This is a genomic window from Kitasatospora sp. NPDC058444, from assembly GCF_042721415.1.
GTDB lineage: Bacteria > Actinomycetota > Actinomycetes > Streptomycetales > Streptomycetaceae > Kitasatospora.
This window is the reverse complement of record NZ_JBHXLL010000001.1, coordinates 82,784-97,165: the sequence shown is the minus strand read 5'-3', so window position 1 is coordinate 97,165 and position 14,382 is coordinate 82,784. Positions and strand designations below refer to the sequence as shown.

The window sequence follows — 14,382 nt, the reverse complement described above, 5'->3', positions numbered from 1 at the left end:
CGCGCGGGTGCCCGCCCCGGCGAGTCGGCCCCACCCGGACGGCGCAGCCCCGCGCGCCCCCTGCGTCCCGTACGTCCCCAGCCCCGGCCCCATCACCGGTACCGCCACCGGCCCCGGCGTCCGTCAGCCCCTGATCGCCTTCAGGACCACGCCGGACACCGCCTCCTGCCCCCTGGCGTTGGGGTGGATCGGCGCCAGCCCCTGGGCCGGCAGGGGCGGCTCCACCCAGCGCCGGTCCTCCCCCGCGCACATGTCGTGCCCGGCCGAGGGCCCGGCGAGGTCCACGAACAGCGCGCCGGCGGCCTCCGCGCGCTTCTTGAGCATGCCGTTGAGCTGCTGCTGCTTCTCCACCAGGAAGCTCAGGTCGGAGGCGGCCACGGCGTTGCCGAGCACCGGCAGGCAGCTCGCCGGGTCGGCCGGGAGCAGGCCCGGGTACCCGATCACGTACACCTCGGCCTTCGGGGAGCGCTTCTTGACGTCCTGGAGCACCTGGCCGATCCGGTCACCGGCCGCGTCCACCTTGCGCTGGACCTCGTCGGTGCCGTTGCCCGCGGCGTAGTGGTCCCGGCAGGGCGAGTCGCTGATCCGGTCCTCGCTGTCGGTGATCACGCCCTTGACGATGTCCACCAGGTTCTCCTTGGCGCACTCCGTCACGACCTCCATGAAGCCGGCGTCGTTGCCGCCGATCCCGAGGGTGACCAGCCGGGTGTCCGCGGTCAGCGCGTCCAGCTGGGCCGGGTTGGTGCCGTCCGCGACCTTCTGCGGGCCGGTGAGGTCCCCGGTACGGGCGCCGCTGCAGCTGACGTCCTTGAACTGCCCGGCGGCGAGCGAGAGCGCCTTCGCCACCAGGGACGGGTAGTTGGCCCCGGAGCGGTAGCAGGCGCCCGGCTCGCCGACCTGCGGGGCGATCTTCATTCCGGCGGTGTACGAGTCGCCGAGCGCGACGTACGGGCCGGTGGGCGGCGCGGCGGCGGTCGGCGACGAGGTCGTCCCGGCCTGCGCGCGGGCGGGCGTCGCGCCCGCGGCGCCGCTCCCCCGGCTGTCCGAACCGGCGTCGTCGGTGCAGCCGGCCAGCAGCGCTGCGGCCAGTCCGACGGTCAGGGCGATGGTCGGGCGTGCGGTCCTCGGCATGGTCTCCCCCCGGGGATACGGGTCACGGTCGGCTCCTTACGGCGGCCCGTCCCCCGGGCACATCAGGGGCCAACGAACGGTCGCGGCCGATGACTCCCGCCCGGGCCCGATCGTCTCCCGGCGCATCGTAACCGGCCGGAATCCGACCCTCGGACCCCGCCCGGCCGACCTGTTCCGGCCGGTTCCGCCCGCTCGAGCGATTCCGCCCGCCGCGCCCGCTCGGCTACTCCGCGCCGCGCTCGTGCTCGGCCAGGAACTGCTCGAAGCGCCGCCCCAGTTCGTCCGCCGAGGGCAGGTCCACCGGCTCGGCCAGCAGGCTCTCCCGGCCCTCCGCGCCCGCCACGGCGTCGTACTGGCCCTCCATGCCGCGGATCGCCGAGCGCAACTCGCCGTCCCCCTGGGCCAGCTGCTCCTCGATGTCGGCGTAGACCTCGGAGACCCGCTCGCGCAGCCCGGTGCCCGGCAGCACCAGCCCGGTGGCGGACTGCACGGACTCCAGGATCTGCACGGCCGCCGCCGGGTAGGCGGAGCGGGCCACGTAGTGCGGGACGTGCACGGCGAAGCCCAGGACGTCGTGCCCGGCCTCGCCCAGGCGGTACTCCACCAGCGCCTGGGCACTGCCCGGGACCTGCGCCTGCTCGAACCACTGCGGGTAGCCCGGGGCGAGGTCCAGCCGGTTGCCGTGCGGCGTCAGGCCGACCGGGCGGGTGTGCGGCACGCCCATCGGGATGCCGTGGAAGTCGATCGAGAGCCGCACCTCGAAGCGCTCCACCAGCGCGCGGACGGCCCGCGCGAAGCGCTCCCACTCGACGTCCGGCTCGGGGCCGGTGAGCAGCAGGAACGGCGCGCCGGCGGCGTCGTGGAGGAGCTGGAGCAGGATCTCCGGCGGGTCGTAGGACGTCCAGCGGTCGTGGTCGAAGACCATCGCCGGGCGGCGGGCCCGGTAGTCCACTAGGCGGTCGTGGTCGAAGCGGGCCACCACCTGCGGCGCGCCCGTCTCCAGCAGGTGGGCCACCACCTGGCCGCCGGCCTCCCCGGCGTCCATGAAGCCCTCGAAGTGCTGCAGCAGCACGAGGCCGGCACCGGTGTCGCGCAACTGCTCGTTGGCCGCGGCAACGGCGGCCACGCCCCGCTGATCCAGCTCGTACAACGCCTGGAAGTCACGCACCGCGCACCCAACCCCGTCCTCAGCTCGTCCCGGTCGACTCCGGCTCGTCCCGGCCGACCGGCTTCTCGTCCTCTCCAGCGTGTCGGGAGCCGCCGGAATTCCCGGCCCCGGCCCCGTCCTGCCCGCATCCCGCCGCGGACCGCCGCGGGACCCGTCCGGCGGCTCCCCCGAGGGCTCGCCCGACGGCCCCGGGAGACCGCTCCGGACCATGATCGCACCCGGCACGAGACCCCCTGGTCACGGCCCTGTCCACGGCCCCGGACGGGGGCCGTCCACGGGGCACGCGAACGGCCCGCGCGGCCATTCGCGTGCCGCGAAGTGACGCACCGCCTTCTGGCGGGTATCGTCCTCTCGCTGCCTCGCATCGTCGCGTCGTCGCCACGTCGTCCGTAACGCCGTCGGCCACGTCCCGGTCCGCTGCTCGGCCAGCCACCCACGACGCATCTTGCCTTCACCTGGCCGCCTGCTTCCCTTCGCGCTCTCGTACCCTTCTCGGCCATCTCGCGGACGCACACTGTCCCCTCGCTCTTCCCGCCGGACCGGTCCGAGGACCCGTGTCCGTTCCGGCACCCCGCGCCGCCCGTTCCGGGCCGCCGCCCCCACCCCGCACGACCGGACCTCCGGCGTGCGCGGGCAACCGGCCGGCGGACCCGGGCCCAGGCGTACCCACCCCAGCGCACCCCGTGCCGTACCCCGGCCCGGGAGGCACCCTCCGACCGATGAAGGACCAAGGTTCCGTGCCCGTACCTGTCATCCTCACCGGCCGCACCGTGCGGCTGGAGCCACTCGCCGCGCACCATGCCGAGGCCATCGCCGAGGCCGGCGCCGAGGACCGTACGACCTACGCCTTCACCCCCGTCCCGCACGGCCTGGAAGCCGCCCGCGACTACGTCGCGCGGGCGCTCGCCGACCAGGCCGCGGGCCGGTCGCTGCCGTTCGCGACGGTGAACGTCGCCGACGGCCGGGTGGTGGGCTCCACCCGGTTCCTGGAACTCGACTACTGGCAGGGCCCGCTGGTCTGGCCGCCCGCGCCCGGGGTCCCGTTCGGCGATCCGGCCACCGCCGTCCCGGACGCGGCCGAGATCGGCAACACCTGGCTCTCGCCGCGCGCCCAGGGCACCGGCATCAACACCGAGGCCAAGCTGCTGATGCTGCGCCACGCCTTCGAGACCTGGGGCGTGCAGCGGATCTCGCTGCGCGCGGACGCCCGCAACCTGCGCTCGCGCACCGCCATCGAGCGGCTCGGCGCGACCTCCGAGGGCGTCCGCCGGGCGCACTCGCGCGGGCTGGACGGCGTGGTGCGCTCCACCGCGTTCTACTCGATCCTGGACGACGAGTGGCCGGCCGTCCGGGACATCATCGAGCTGCGGATCGCCGCCGCCACCTCGCCGAGCGCCCCGGATCCGGCGATCAACCAGGAGTGCCTTAGACAGGGCGGCAGCGGCGCCGGGCAGCTGATGATCACGGCCTGAGGCCGGGCTACGACGGGTCGCACCCCCCGGACACCAGGCGCAGGACGCCCACGAGCGATGCGTGGTCGCCGGTGAAGTGTCCGGGGTGGGCCTCGACCGACGCCGACACCGGCCGCCAGCCGCCACCCGGCGCCGGAGCCACCCGGACGTTCCAGATCGCGGAGCCGGGCCGGCCGCGGTGCAGGTACAGGACTCCGTCGGCGGTGTGGAAGTCCCACCGGCCGTCAGTGTCCCCGGGGATCCGCCCGGACCTGATCCGCTGCCACTGCCCGTCCGTCCAGACCACGTCCGGCACCCGGCACGGACGAGGCAGCACGAGCGGCTCCAGGTGCGGCCCGCCGGCGCGCCGGACTCCGCCCGGCTCGGGGAACGCCCAGCCCGGCAGCGGCTCGCGGGCCGCCAGCCAGGCGGCCGGGATGCCCTCGGTGCCGGTGTGCGCGGCGACCACCCCGCCGGTGATGGCGGCGACGGTGTCCATGTCGCCGCCGGCCGCGACCGCCTCCCACACCGCGGCCCGGTAGTCGGTGAGGTTCCGGGCGGCGCACCAGAGGGCGTACGGGACGGTGTCGACGGCGGAGGTCCGGCTGCCGTTGCCGAGCACCCGCGCGACGGCCCGGAGGTCCGGTGCGGCGAGCAGGTCGACCGCCTCGGTGAGGGCGCTGCGGACGGCGCCGTACGGGGTGAAGCCTGCCACCGCCCGCAGGAAGCCCTTCGGCGCCATCGGCTCGGTCCGCGCCCGGACCGCGAACGCGGCCGCCACCGCGACCGCGACCGCGCCGTCCACCGCCTGCGGGTGGGTGTGCGTGATGACCGCCGTGCGCGCGGCCTGCCGGACCACCTCGTCCAGGTCGTCGGCGAGTGCCGCCCCCAGCGGGGCGACCCGCATCGCGGCGCCGTTGCCGTACGAGCCCTGGCCGTCGAAGAGTTCGGCGGCCGGCCGCTTCGCGTCGCCGCCCTCGCGGACCAGCCGGAGCAGCCGGTTGGCGGCCGGGCCGTAGCCGCGGTCGAAGTCGTGGCGCCGGGCGAAGGCGTGGGTGAGGTCGAAGGTGTCGATCGCGCCGCGCTCGGCGTGGGCGGCGTACACCGAGCAGGCCATCTCGGTGTCGTCGGTCCACGGCCAGGGTCCGGGCGGTTCGGTGCGGGCGGCGAGGTGGGTCCGGGCGGTCTCCGGGACGAAGACCTGGGCGCCGAGGGCGTCGCCCACGGAGAGGCCGTTCAGCGCGTCCAGCGCGGGGCCTGCGTGGGTGGATGGAATGGTCATATGGCATCCAGCTCAGCGGTTCTACCGCCGCCGCGTCAACACCCGTGACCACCGGCCCCACCGACGGGGGATGTTCCGCATACCTCCGATCGCGGCGGGCAGTCACCGGGCATGACCCGCGCTTATCCCCTCGACCCGGTCGCCCTGCTCGGTGCCGACCAGCAGCACATCGCCACCCGGGCGCAACTGCGCCGCCTCGGGGTGCCCTCCGGCACCATCGCCCACCGGCTGCGGCCGGGCGGGCCCTGGCAGCAGGTGCTGCCCCGGGTGATCTGCCTCCAGAGCGGGAGACTGACGATCCATCAGAAGCTGCGGGCCGCCCTGGCGTACGCGACGCCGAAGGGGCGCGAACCACGGTCCGGGGAGGTGCTGCTGACCGGCTTGGCGGTCCTGGCCGAAGCCGGGTTGCCGAGCGCCGGCCACCCGTCCGACCTGAACGCCGTCGACATCCTGATCCCAGGTCAACGGCGGGTCGGCGACAGGGAGTTCGTCCGGATCCACCGGGCCTCCGGGGCGATGCCGGGCGGCTTCGAGCGGCGCGACGGGCTGTGGAGCGCCACGGTCGCCCGGGCGCTGGCGGACCTCGCGCCGAAGGAGACCGGGCAGCGCCGATTCCGGGCGCTGTGCGCGGAGGCCGTCCAGCGGCGCCACTGCGAACTCGGCGAACTGCTCGACCAGTTGCTGTCCCGGCCGGGTGCGCTCGGGCTGCCCCAGGTGGCCAGGGTGGTGGAGGACCTGACGGTCGGGGTGCGCTCGGTGGTGGAGGGCGAGGCCCGTGAACTGCTGGCGCACGCCGGGCTTCCGGACCCGTTGTGGAACCCGGTGCTCTTCCTGGACGGCCGGTTCCTCGCCGTCCCGGACGCCTACTGGCCGCACGCCTGCGTGGCCCTGGAGATCGACTCCCGCGCCTGGCACCTGCGCCCGGCCGAGCACGAACGGGGCCTGGCCCGCGCCAACCGCCTGACCGCCGCCGGCCTCCCGGTGGTCCGCACCACCCCGGCCCAGCTCCGCCGCGATCCGGCCCCGGTGCTCCACGAGCTGACCGCCCTGGTCACCACCGGTCCGCACGCACCGCACCCCCGGATCACCTGGCGGCGGGCGCGGTGAGGGGCGCCGGCGCGGCGCGGGCCGTCCGTGGGGTGCGGGCGGCCCGCGCGGCCGTGCTCAGCAGCGGGAGTCGATCTCCAGGAAGGTGGCGTAGTGGTCGGCGGACCAGTACTGCTCGCCGGAGTCGCCGGTCACCACCCGGCGGGCGCCGCGGTCGTTGGAGCCCGGGGTGACCACGGTGTACTCGTGGTAGTAGCCGTCGGCCTTCTTGGGGAGGCGGCTCTCCCGGTTCTCGAAGACGATGCCGTCGCGGCTGTACGGGTAGGGCCCGCCCTTGGCGATCAGGCCGAGGGTGTCCTGGGCCTGGCCGGGGAGCTTGGTGCGGCAGACGTCGGCCAGGGAGGAGTCGCTGGGGACCCAGGTGCCGGCCGGGGCCGGAGCGGTGCCGGCGCCCCCGGCGGGCGGGGTCGGCTTGGGGGCCGAGGGCTTGGGCGCCGTGGACCCGGCCGCCGCGGGGCCGGCGGTGGCGCTCGCGGCGGGGCTCGCGGCGGCCTTGGGGTGGCTGCTCCCCTTGTCGGTGAGGAGGTAGCCGACCCCGGCCAGGACCGCCAGGATCAGCACGGCCACGACGACGAGCGGGTTTCTGCGGTTGGTCATGCGATCCAGCTTGGCAGGCGGCCGGGCCGTACCGGGCGAGCTACACACGTGGCCGCCGCCACACGGCCCGCCACCCGGGTCCGGGCGCGAGTCCGGGTCCGGGTCAGCGATGTGGCCGGGCGCAGACGTGCGGCCGGGCGGGAACGGACGCCGTTGTCCGTTCCCGCCCGGCCGTGTCACGTACGCCGGTTCTCCTGCGCCGAGCTCCGGTGTACGCCCTCCCGACGGGAGGGTGAGCGGTCAGTCGTACCCGCGCGTGCGGAGGGGATGCCTTCCCTCACTCAGCGCGAGTCGCTGCCCGCCGACTCGATGGCGGCGCGGCCGGCCTCCAGGCGCGCCACCGGGATCCGGAAGGGGGAGCAGGAGACGTAGTCCAGCCCCACCTCGTGGAAGAAGTGGACCGAGTCCGGGTCGCCGCCGTGCTCGCCGCAGACGCCGAGCTTGAGGTCGGGGCGGGTGGCCCGGCCGGCCTCGACGGCGTGCTTGACCAGCGAGCCGACGCCGTCGCGGTCGATGGTCTCGAACGGGGAGACCCCGAAGATGCCCTTCTCCAGGTAGGCGGTGAAGAACGAGGCCTCCACGTCGTCCCGGGAGAAGCCCCAGACCGTCTGGGTCAGGTCGTTGGTGCCGAAGGAGAAGAACTCGGCGGCCTCGGCGATCTGCCCGGCGGTCACCGCGGCGCGCGGCAGCTCGATCATGGTGCCGAGCTTGATGTCCAGCTGGACGCCGGTGGTCTGGGCGACCTCGGCGAGCACCCGCTCGCACTCGTCGCGGACCAGCTCCAGCTCCTGGACGGTGCCGACCAGCGGGATCATCACCTCGGGGCGCGGGTCCCCGCCGGCCAGCTTGCGCTCGGCGGCGGCCTCGGCGATGGCCCGGACCTGCATGCCGAACAGGCCGGGGATGACCAGGCCGAGCCGGACGCCGCGCAGACCCAGCATCGGGTTCTGCTCGTGCAGCTTGTGCACCGCCTGGAGCAGGCGCAGGTCGTTCTCGTTCGGGTCCTTGCGGGCCTCGGCGAGGGCGACGCGCACCGACAGCTCGGTGATGTCCGGCAGGAACTCGTGCAGCGGCGGGTCCAGCAGGCGGACGGTGACGGGCAGGCCGTCCATCGCCTGGAAGAGCTCCAGGAAGTCGCCCTTCTGGAGCGGCAGCAGGGTGGAGAGGGCGAGCTCGCGGTCCTTGTCGTTGTCCGCCAGGATCAGGTGCTCGACCTCCTTGCGGCGCTCCTCGCCGAGGAACATGTGCTCGGTGCGGCACAGACCGATGCCCTGGGCGCCGTAGCGGCGGGCGCGCGAGCCGTCCTCGGCGTTGTCGGCGTTGGCGCGCACGGCCAGCCGGCGGCGGCCGTCGGCGTGCGACATCAGCCGGTGCACGGCCTGGACCAGCCCGCCCTGGACGTCGGCGCCGGCGTGCAGGGTGCCCTCGAAGTACTCGACCACGGGGGACGGCAGGACGGGCACCTCGCCGAGGTAGACCTTGCCGGTGGCGCCGTCGATGGAGACGACGTCGCCCTCGTGGATCACCTGGCCGTCGGCGGTGGTGAACTTGCGGGCCTTGGTGTCGACCTCCAGCTCCTCGGCGCCGCAGACACAGGTCTTGCCCATGCCGCGGGCGACGACGGCGGCGTGCGAGGTCTTGCCGCCGCGCGAGGTGAGGATGCCCTCGGCGGCGATCATGCCGTCCAGGTCGTCCGGGTTGGTCTCGCGGCGGACGAGGATGACCTTCTCGCCGGAGCGGGACCACTTGACGGCGGTGTACGAGTCGAAGACGACCTTGCCGATCGCGGCGCCCGGCGAGGCGGCCAGGCCCCAGGCGATCTGCTGCGACTCGGTGTTGGGGGCGAAGCGGGGGAACATCAGCTGCGAGAGCTGGCCGCCGGTGACCCGCATCAGGGCCTCGTCCAGGTCGATCAGGCCCTGGTCGACCAGCTGGACGGCGATCCGGAAGGCGGCCGCGGCGGTGCGCTTGCCCACGCGGGTCTGGAGCATCCAGAGCTTGCCGCGCTCGATGGTGAACTCGATGTCGCAGAGGTCGCGGTAGTGGTTCTCGAGCTTCTGCATGATCGCCATGAGCTCGTCGTACGACTTCTTGTCGAGCTTCTCCAGCTCGGCCAGCGGCAGGGTGTTGCGGATGCCGGCGACGACGTCCTCGCCCTGGGCGTTGGACAGGTAGTCGCCGTAGACGCCCTGGGTGCCGGTGGAGGGGTCGCGGGTGAAGGCGACGCCGGTGCCGGAGTCCTCGCCGAGGTTGCCGAAGACCATGGTGCAGACGTTGACCGCGGTGCCCAGGTCGTTCGGGATGCGCTCCTGGCGGCGGTACAGCCGGGCGCGGTCGCCGTTCCAGGAGTGGAAGACGGCGTGGATCGCGAGGTCCATCTGCTCGCGCGGGTCCTGCGGGAAGGCCCGGCCGGTCTCGCGCTCGACGATGCCCTTGAACACCTCGACCAGTTCCCGGAGGTCGGAGGCGTCCAGGTCCAGGTCGTTGGTGGTGCCCTTGGCGTGCTTGGCCTCGTCCAGGGCCTCCTCGAACAGCTCGCCGTCGACGCCCAGCACGGTCTTGCCGAACATCTGGACCAGGCGGCGGTAGGAGTCCCAGGCGAAGCGCTCGTTGCCGGACTGGGCGACGAGGCCGGTCACCGAGACGTCGGAGAGGCCGATGTTGAGGACGGTGTCCATCATGCCGGGCATGGAGAACTTGGCACCGGAGCGCACCGAGACCAGGAGGGGGTTGTCGGCCTGGCCGAGCTTCTTGCCCATCTCCTGCTCGAGGGCGTCCAGGTGGGCGCTGATCTCCTCGTGGAGGGAGGACGGCTCGCTACCGGTCTCCAGGAAGACCTTGCAGGCCTCGGTGGTGATGGTGAACCCCGGAGGGACGGGGAGGCCCAGGTTGGTCATCTCGGCCAGGTTCGCGCCCTTGCCGCCGAGAAGGTCCTTGAGGTCCTTGTTTCCTTCGGTGAAGGAGTAAACAAACTTCTGCTGGGACGTCACGGGATGGTCTCCTCGTAAGCGGTTGCCCTGACGCCGGAGAACATACCCATTTCGAAGGCACTTCTCTGCCCTGAATAGGCCACCCGAGGCTGGTACCCAGCGGTAACCCGCTAGATCGAATGCGCATAAAGGCGTTCACCTCTGTTGGTGAAATCGTCCGCCTGACGCGAGCAAGTGTTCAACTCTTGAACGCAAGCCACTCCGAAGATCGTACGATCCGGACGCACCGTAACGATTGCGAGTCCATGGCGTTGCCCCGGCTTGATTTCCTGCACCCGGATCGCCCGATCACCGGCCGACCGACTTCGGGAAGCGTTTCACAGCCGACCTGTCCATTTCGTCCACTGACCGGCCGTCAGCCCCCACCCTATGTGGCAAGCGTCACCAGCGCATCTCACGGGTCGAACGTAGAGCGCCTCCGCCGATCGTCGCACATCGTCCAGAAATGTGCTCTCTCCGTGACATTCGAGCGCCGAAAAGGAGCCCTCTTGTCCAGGATGGACAAGAGGGCTGGGACTTGGTGGCAGTCGGTCCCTCAGGGGCGTTTTTGCCGGTCCGTATAGATCATCCGCCGGAGGTGTCCGATTCGGCGTCCGCGCCCGGTCGGGCGCAGTCGTACGGATCGTCCAACCAGCCCTCGGGCAGGACCACCCGGTTGTTGCCGCTGGTCCGCCCGCGCGGGCCGTCCGCACCGTCCGGCCAGCCCTGGGACTGCTCCACCTGGGAGAGGGTTTCGGCCAGTTCGGCCAACGAGGAGGAGCCGGCCAGCCTCACCCGCAGCTCGGAGCCGACCGAGAAGCCCTTGGTGTACCAGGCGACGTGCTTGCGGAAGTCGATCACGCCGCGCGTCTCGTCGCCCAGCCACTCCCCGAGCAGCTGCGCGTGCCGCACCATCGCCTCGGCCACGTAGCCGAAGTCGGGGCGGGCGTAGTCCACGTCGCCCTCGAAGATCGCGACCAGGTCCTTGAACAGCCACGGCCGGCCCAGGCAGCCGCGGCCCACCACCACGCCGTCGCAGCCGGTCTCGCGCATCATCCGCACCGCGTCGTCGGCCGACCAGATGTCCCCGTTGCCCAGCACCGGGATGTGCGCCGGGACGGACTCGCGCAGCCGGGCGATCGCCGACCAGTCGGCCGTCCCGCCGTAGTGCTGGGCGGCGGTGCGCCCGTGCAGGGCGATCGCCGCCACGCCCTCCTCGGCGCCGATCCGGCCGGCGTCCAGGTAGGTGAGGTGGTCGTCGTCGATGCCCTTGCGCATCTTCATGGTCACCGGCAGGTCGCCCGCGTTGGCGACGGCCTCGCGCAGGATCTCGCGCAGCAGGTTGCGCTTGTACGGCAGGGCCGAGCCGCCGCCCTTGCGGGTGACCTTGGGGACGGGGCAGCCGAAGTTGAGGTCGATGTGGTCGGCCAGGCCCTCCTCGGAGATCATCCGGGCGGCCTTGCCGACGGTCACCGGGTCCACCCCGTACAGCTGGATCGAGCGCGGCTTCTCGCTCGGGTCGAACTTGATCAGCTGCATGGTCTTGGCGTTGCGCTCGACCAGCGCCCGGGTGGTGATCATCTCCGAGACGTACAGGCCCCGGCCGCCGCTCTGCTCACGGCACAGGGTGCGGAACGGCGCGTTGGTGATGCCGGCCATCGGCGCCAGCACGACGGGCGGCCACACCTGGATCGGGCCGATGTCGAGCGGCGCGAAGTCGGTGTCGGACGCGGTGGGTGCGGGCGTGGCTGTCATGCGCGGCTGACCTCGGGTGATGGGGACGGGACTCTCCATTGTCCCCCACCCGTCCCCCGCCCGGACGAGCGGCCGCCGCCCGCACCACTCCCGCCACGGAGCCGACGGCGGCACGGGCGCCGACTACTGCGCGGGCTGCTCCGTCGGAACCGGCCTCACCGGCTGCTCCTGCGGCTCCGACGCCGACGCCGACGGGACGACGGTGATCGATCCGGAGGTGACCGCGGCGTGCACCCGGTTCGGGCCGGCCGGGTCCGCCAGCTGCGGGTCGATCCGGCCGTTGCCGCTGCCGATCTCGCTGGAGACGACGTACCGGCTGCCCTTGGGCACGGTCAGCTCCACCGAACCGGAGGTGGCCGTGGCGTCCACGTCGCGCGGGGCCTTCGCGAAGCCCAGGTTCACCGAGCCCGAGCCGACCTTCGCCGTCACCCGCCGCATGCTCAGGCCGGTCCCCCGCACCTGGCCGGAGGTGGCGTGCGCGGACACGTCTCCGGAGGTGTCGAACAGCAGCAGCTGCCCGGAGGTCAACTCCATCCGCACGTCCCCGCTCAGGCCCTCCACCTGGACGGAGCCGGAGCCCACCGAGCCGGACAGCTCCGTCGCGGCCGGCACCTCCAGCTCGATCTCGGCGCCGCAGCCGAAGTCCGCGAACGGCAGGACCTGCCGGCAGCGCATGGAGACGTTGAGCACCCCGTCGACGACGATGGCGGACACCACCGGCTTGCGCACCAGCCAGTCCAGACTCTGGTGGACCACCACAGGGCCGTCCCGGCCGGCCCGCACCCTGACCGAGGCGCTGCCCGTCTCCAGGTGGACCCCGTGGATCGCCACGTCGTACGGCCGGGTGGTGCTGGTGCGCTGCTGCACCGCCATCGCCCAGGTCTGCAGTCCGGCCCCCAGCATGACCAGCACGATCACGACCGTCCCGGTGAGCCGCCAGCCCTTCACCCCCGTCGCCCCCTTCACCGTCACCCGACCTCCAGGAAGCGCAGCACCGCCATCACCCGGCGGTGGCTGTCCTCGGCCGGCGGCAGGTCGAGCTTGGTGAAGATCGAGTTGATGTGCTTGGCCACCGCGCTGTCGCTGACCACCAGCGAGCCCGCGATCGCGGCGTTGGACCGGCCCTCCGCCATCAGGGAGAGCACGTCGCGCTCGCGCGGGGTCAGCTTCTCCAGCGGGTCCCGGTGGCGGCGCACCAGCAGCTGGGCGACCACCTCGGGGTCCAGCGCGGTGCCGCCCTCGGCGACCCGCTGGAGCGCGTCCACGAAGTCGTCGACATTGGCCACCCGCTGCTTGAGCAGGTAGCCGACGCCGCTGGTGTTGGTCGCCAGCAGGTCCGCGGCGTAGCGCTCCTCCACGTACTGGGAGAGCAGCAGGACGGCGGTGTCCGGCCACTGCCGGCGGATCACCATCGCCGCCTTCACCCCCTCGTCGCTGAAATCCGGGGGCATCCGGACGTCGGCCACCACCACCTTCGGACGGTGCTCCTCGACGGCGGCCAGCAGTTCGGTGGCGTCCCCGACGGCGGCCACGACCTCGAAGCCCACCGCCTCCAGGACCTTGACCAGACCGACCCTCAGCAGGACCGAGTCCTCGGCGATCACAGCGCGCACGGCAACTCCACGGTGATGGTGGTGGGGCCCCCGAGGGGGCTGAGAACGGACAGCGTGCCGTCGACCGAGGCGGCGCGCTTGCGCAGACCGGTGAGCCCGGTACCGCGCGAGGGGTCCGCGCCGCCGACGCCGTCGTCGCTGATGACCAGGCGCAGCCGGCCGCCGGACGTCCGCACCGAGAGGTCGACCCGGCCGGCCCTGGCGTGCTTGGCCACGTTGGTGAGCGCCTCGGAGACGGTGAAGTAGGCCACCGCCTCCACGGTCGGGGCGACCCGCTCGGAGAGGTCGACGTCCAGGCGCACCGGCAGCGGGGCGCGGGCGGCGACGCCGGACAGCGCCGCGTCCAGGCCGCGGTCCTCCAGGACGGCCGGGTGCAGACCGCGGACCAGGTCGCGCAGCTCGTCGATGGCCGCCTGGGCCTCCTCGTGCGCGTCGACGATCACCTGCATCACCTCGGGCCGCACGTCCTTGAGGGTGCGCCGGGCCAGGCCGAGGTTCATCGCGAGGGAGGTGAGCCGCTGCTGGGCGCCGTCGTGCAGGTCGCGTTCGATCCGGCGGCGCTCGGCGTCCACCGCGTCGACCAGCCCGGCCCGGCTCTCGGCGATCTCCTCGACCCGCCGCTCCAGCGCCTCCGCCCGGTCCGGGCCGAGCAACCGCCGGGCCACCCACACCTCCAGCCGGGCCAGCTGGGTGCCCGCCGGCGGGAGGGCCACCAGCAGCAGCAACCCGCCGAGGGTGAGCAGCACGTCCTCCCCGGCCAAGCCGGAGCGCGGCGCCGTGCCGGCGGGCAGCAGCCACATCCAGCCGTACACGGTGGCCAGCACCACGGCGGCCGCCCAGGCGTACAGCACCGCCAACGCGCCCGCGGCCAGCAGCGGGCCGGCCACCAGGTGGTGGAGCACCTGGCGCCAGGTCATCCCCAGCCACCAGACCTGGCGCCCCGTAGGCGGACGCAGCGGCGGCACCTCCACCCCGTGCAGGGCGCGCAGCCGGCCGCGCTGGACGGCGGTCAGCGGGCGGGCGCAGAGCAGGACGGCGACGAGCACCGGGAGGAGCAGCGTCGAATCGGTGACGGCCAGCCAGACCGGCAGCGCCATGGGTATTCCGGCGGCGAGGAAGCGGACGTCCCGCCAGACCCCGGGCGACCACGGTGGGCGCCGGAGGCTCCTGACGAGCGCTCGGCGCAACGTGGTGGAGGACATGGCCGACAGCGTAGGGCCCGGTGATCACGAGCCGCCATGAAGGGGGGTTCCGGGTGGGGGTGTAGCTAGATACACCCCCGATTCGGTGTGGGGCACCACCGACAGGA

The 14,382-nt window shown here is 73.3% G+C and carries 11 protein-coding genes; 2 read left to right on the top strand and 9 right to left on the bottom strand.

Annotated features, from left to right (window positions below):
• Positions 1 to 123: 123 nt before the first annotated feature.
• Positions 124 to 1,131, bottom strand: a complete 1,008-nt coding sequence (locus tag ACFWP2_RS00485) for an SGNH/GDSL hydrolase family protein (protein ID WP_380446707.1) — start codon at positions 1,129 to 1,131, stop codon at positions 124 to 126.
• Positions 1,132 to 1,354: 223 nt separating this feature from the next.
• Positions 1,355 to 2,299, bottom strand: a complete 945-nt coding sequence (locus ACFWP2_RS00480) for a PAC2 family protein (RefSeq protein WP_380446705.1) — start codon at positions 2,297 to 2,299, stop codon at positions 1,355 to 1,357.
• Between the two features lie 737 nt (positions 2,300 to 3,036).
• On the opposite strand from ACFWP2_RS00480, the gene ACFWP2_RS00475 reads away from it, so the two are divergent.
• The gene (locus ACFWP2_RS00475) at positions 3,037 to 3,771 is read left to right on the top strand and encodes a GNAT family protein (protein WP_355251450.1); all 735 of its coding nucleotides are present in this window, start codon (positions 3,037 to 3,039) and stop codon (positions 3,769 to 3,771) included.
• A gap of 7 nt (positions 3,772 to 3,778) precedes the next feature.
• On the opposite strand, the gene ACFWP2_RS00470 is transcribed toward ACFWP2_RS00475, so the two are convergent.
• On the bottom strand, positions 3,779 to 5,032 hold the full coding sequence (locus ACFWP2_RS00470) for an ADP-ribosylglycohydrolase family protein (protein ID WP_380446702.1): 1,254 nt from the start codon (positions 5,030 to 5,032) through the stop codon (positions 3,779 to 3,781).
• 111 nt (positions 5,033 to 5,143) lie between these two features.
• On the opposite strand from ACFWP2_RS00470, the gene ACFWP2_RS00465 reads away from it, so the two are divergent.
• Positions 5,144 to 6,139, top strand: a complete 996-nt coding sequence (locus ACFWP2_RS00465) for a hypothetical protein (RefSeq protein ID WP_380446699.1) — start codon at positions 5,144 to 5,146, stop codon at positions 6,137 to 6,139.
• Positions 6,140 to 6,196: 57 nt separating this feature from the next.
• Here ACFWP2_RS00465 and ACFWP2_RS00460 read toward each other — a convergent pair whose 3' ends face one another.
• The 6 genes from ACFWP2_RS00460 to ACFWP2_RS00435 form a co-directional block, all read right to left on the bottom strand.
• Positions 6,197 to 6,736, bottom strand: a complete 540-nt coding sequence (locus ACFWP2_RS00460) for a ribonuclease (protein WP_380446697.1) — start codon at positions 6,734 to 6,736, stop codon at positions 6,197 to 6,199.
• 281 nt (positions 6,737 to 7,017) lie between these two features.
• Positions 7,018 to 9,726, bottom strand: coding sequence for a pyruvate, phosphate dikinase (ppdK, locus tag ACFWP2_RS00455; RefSeq protein ID WP_380446695.1), 2,709 nt, complete (start codon positions 9,724 to 9,726; stop codon positions 7,018 to 7,020).
• A gap of 564 nt (positions 9,727 to 10,290) precedes the next feature.
• Complete coding sequence (dusB, locus tag ACFWP2_RS00450) at positions 10,291 to 11,460, bottom strand: tRNA dihydrouridine synthase DusB (protein ID WP_380446692.1); 1,170 nt, start codon at positions 11,458 to 11,460, stop codon at positions 10,291 to 10,293.
• 123 nt (positions 11,461 to 11,583) lie between these two features.
• A complete protein-coding gene (locus tag ACFWP2_RS00445; protein ID WP_380446689.1) occupies positions 11,584 to 12,432 on the bottom strand; it encodes a DUF4097 family beta strand repeat-containing protein in 849 nt (282 codons plus the stop codon).
• Positions 12,429 to 13,073: a response regulator gene (locus ACFWP2_RS00440; protein ID WP_380446686.1), complete on the bottom strand. Its 645-nt coding sequence runs from the start codon at positions 13,071 to 13,073 to the stop codon at positions 12,429 to 12,431. The genes ACFWP2_RS00445 and ACFWP2_RS00440 overlap by 4 nt, the downstream gene beginning before the upstream one ends.
• On the bottom strand, positions 13,061 to 14,275 hold the full coding sequence (locus ACFWP2_RS00435) for a sensor histidine kinase (protein ID WP_380446684.1): 1,215 nt from the start codon (positions 14,273 to 14,275) through the stop codon (positions 13,061 to 13,063). Before ACFWP2_RS00435 ends, ACFWP2_RS00440 begins: the two co-directional genes overlap by 13 nt.
• Positions 14,276 to 14,382 lie beyond the last annotated feature (107 nt).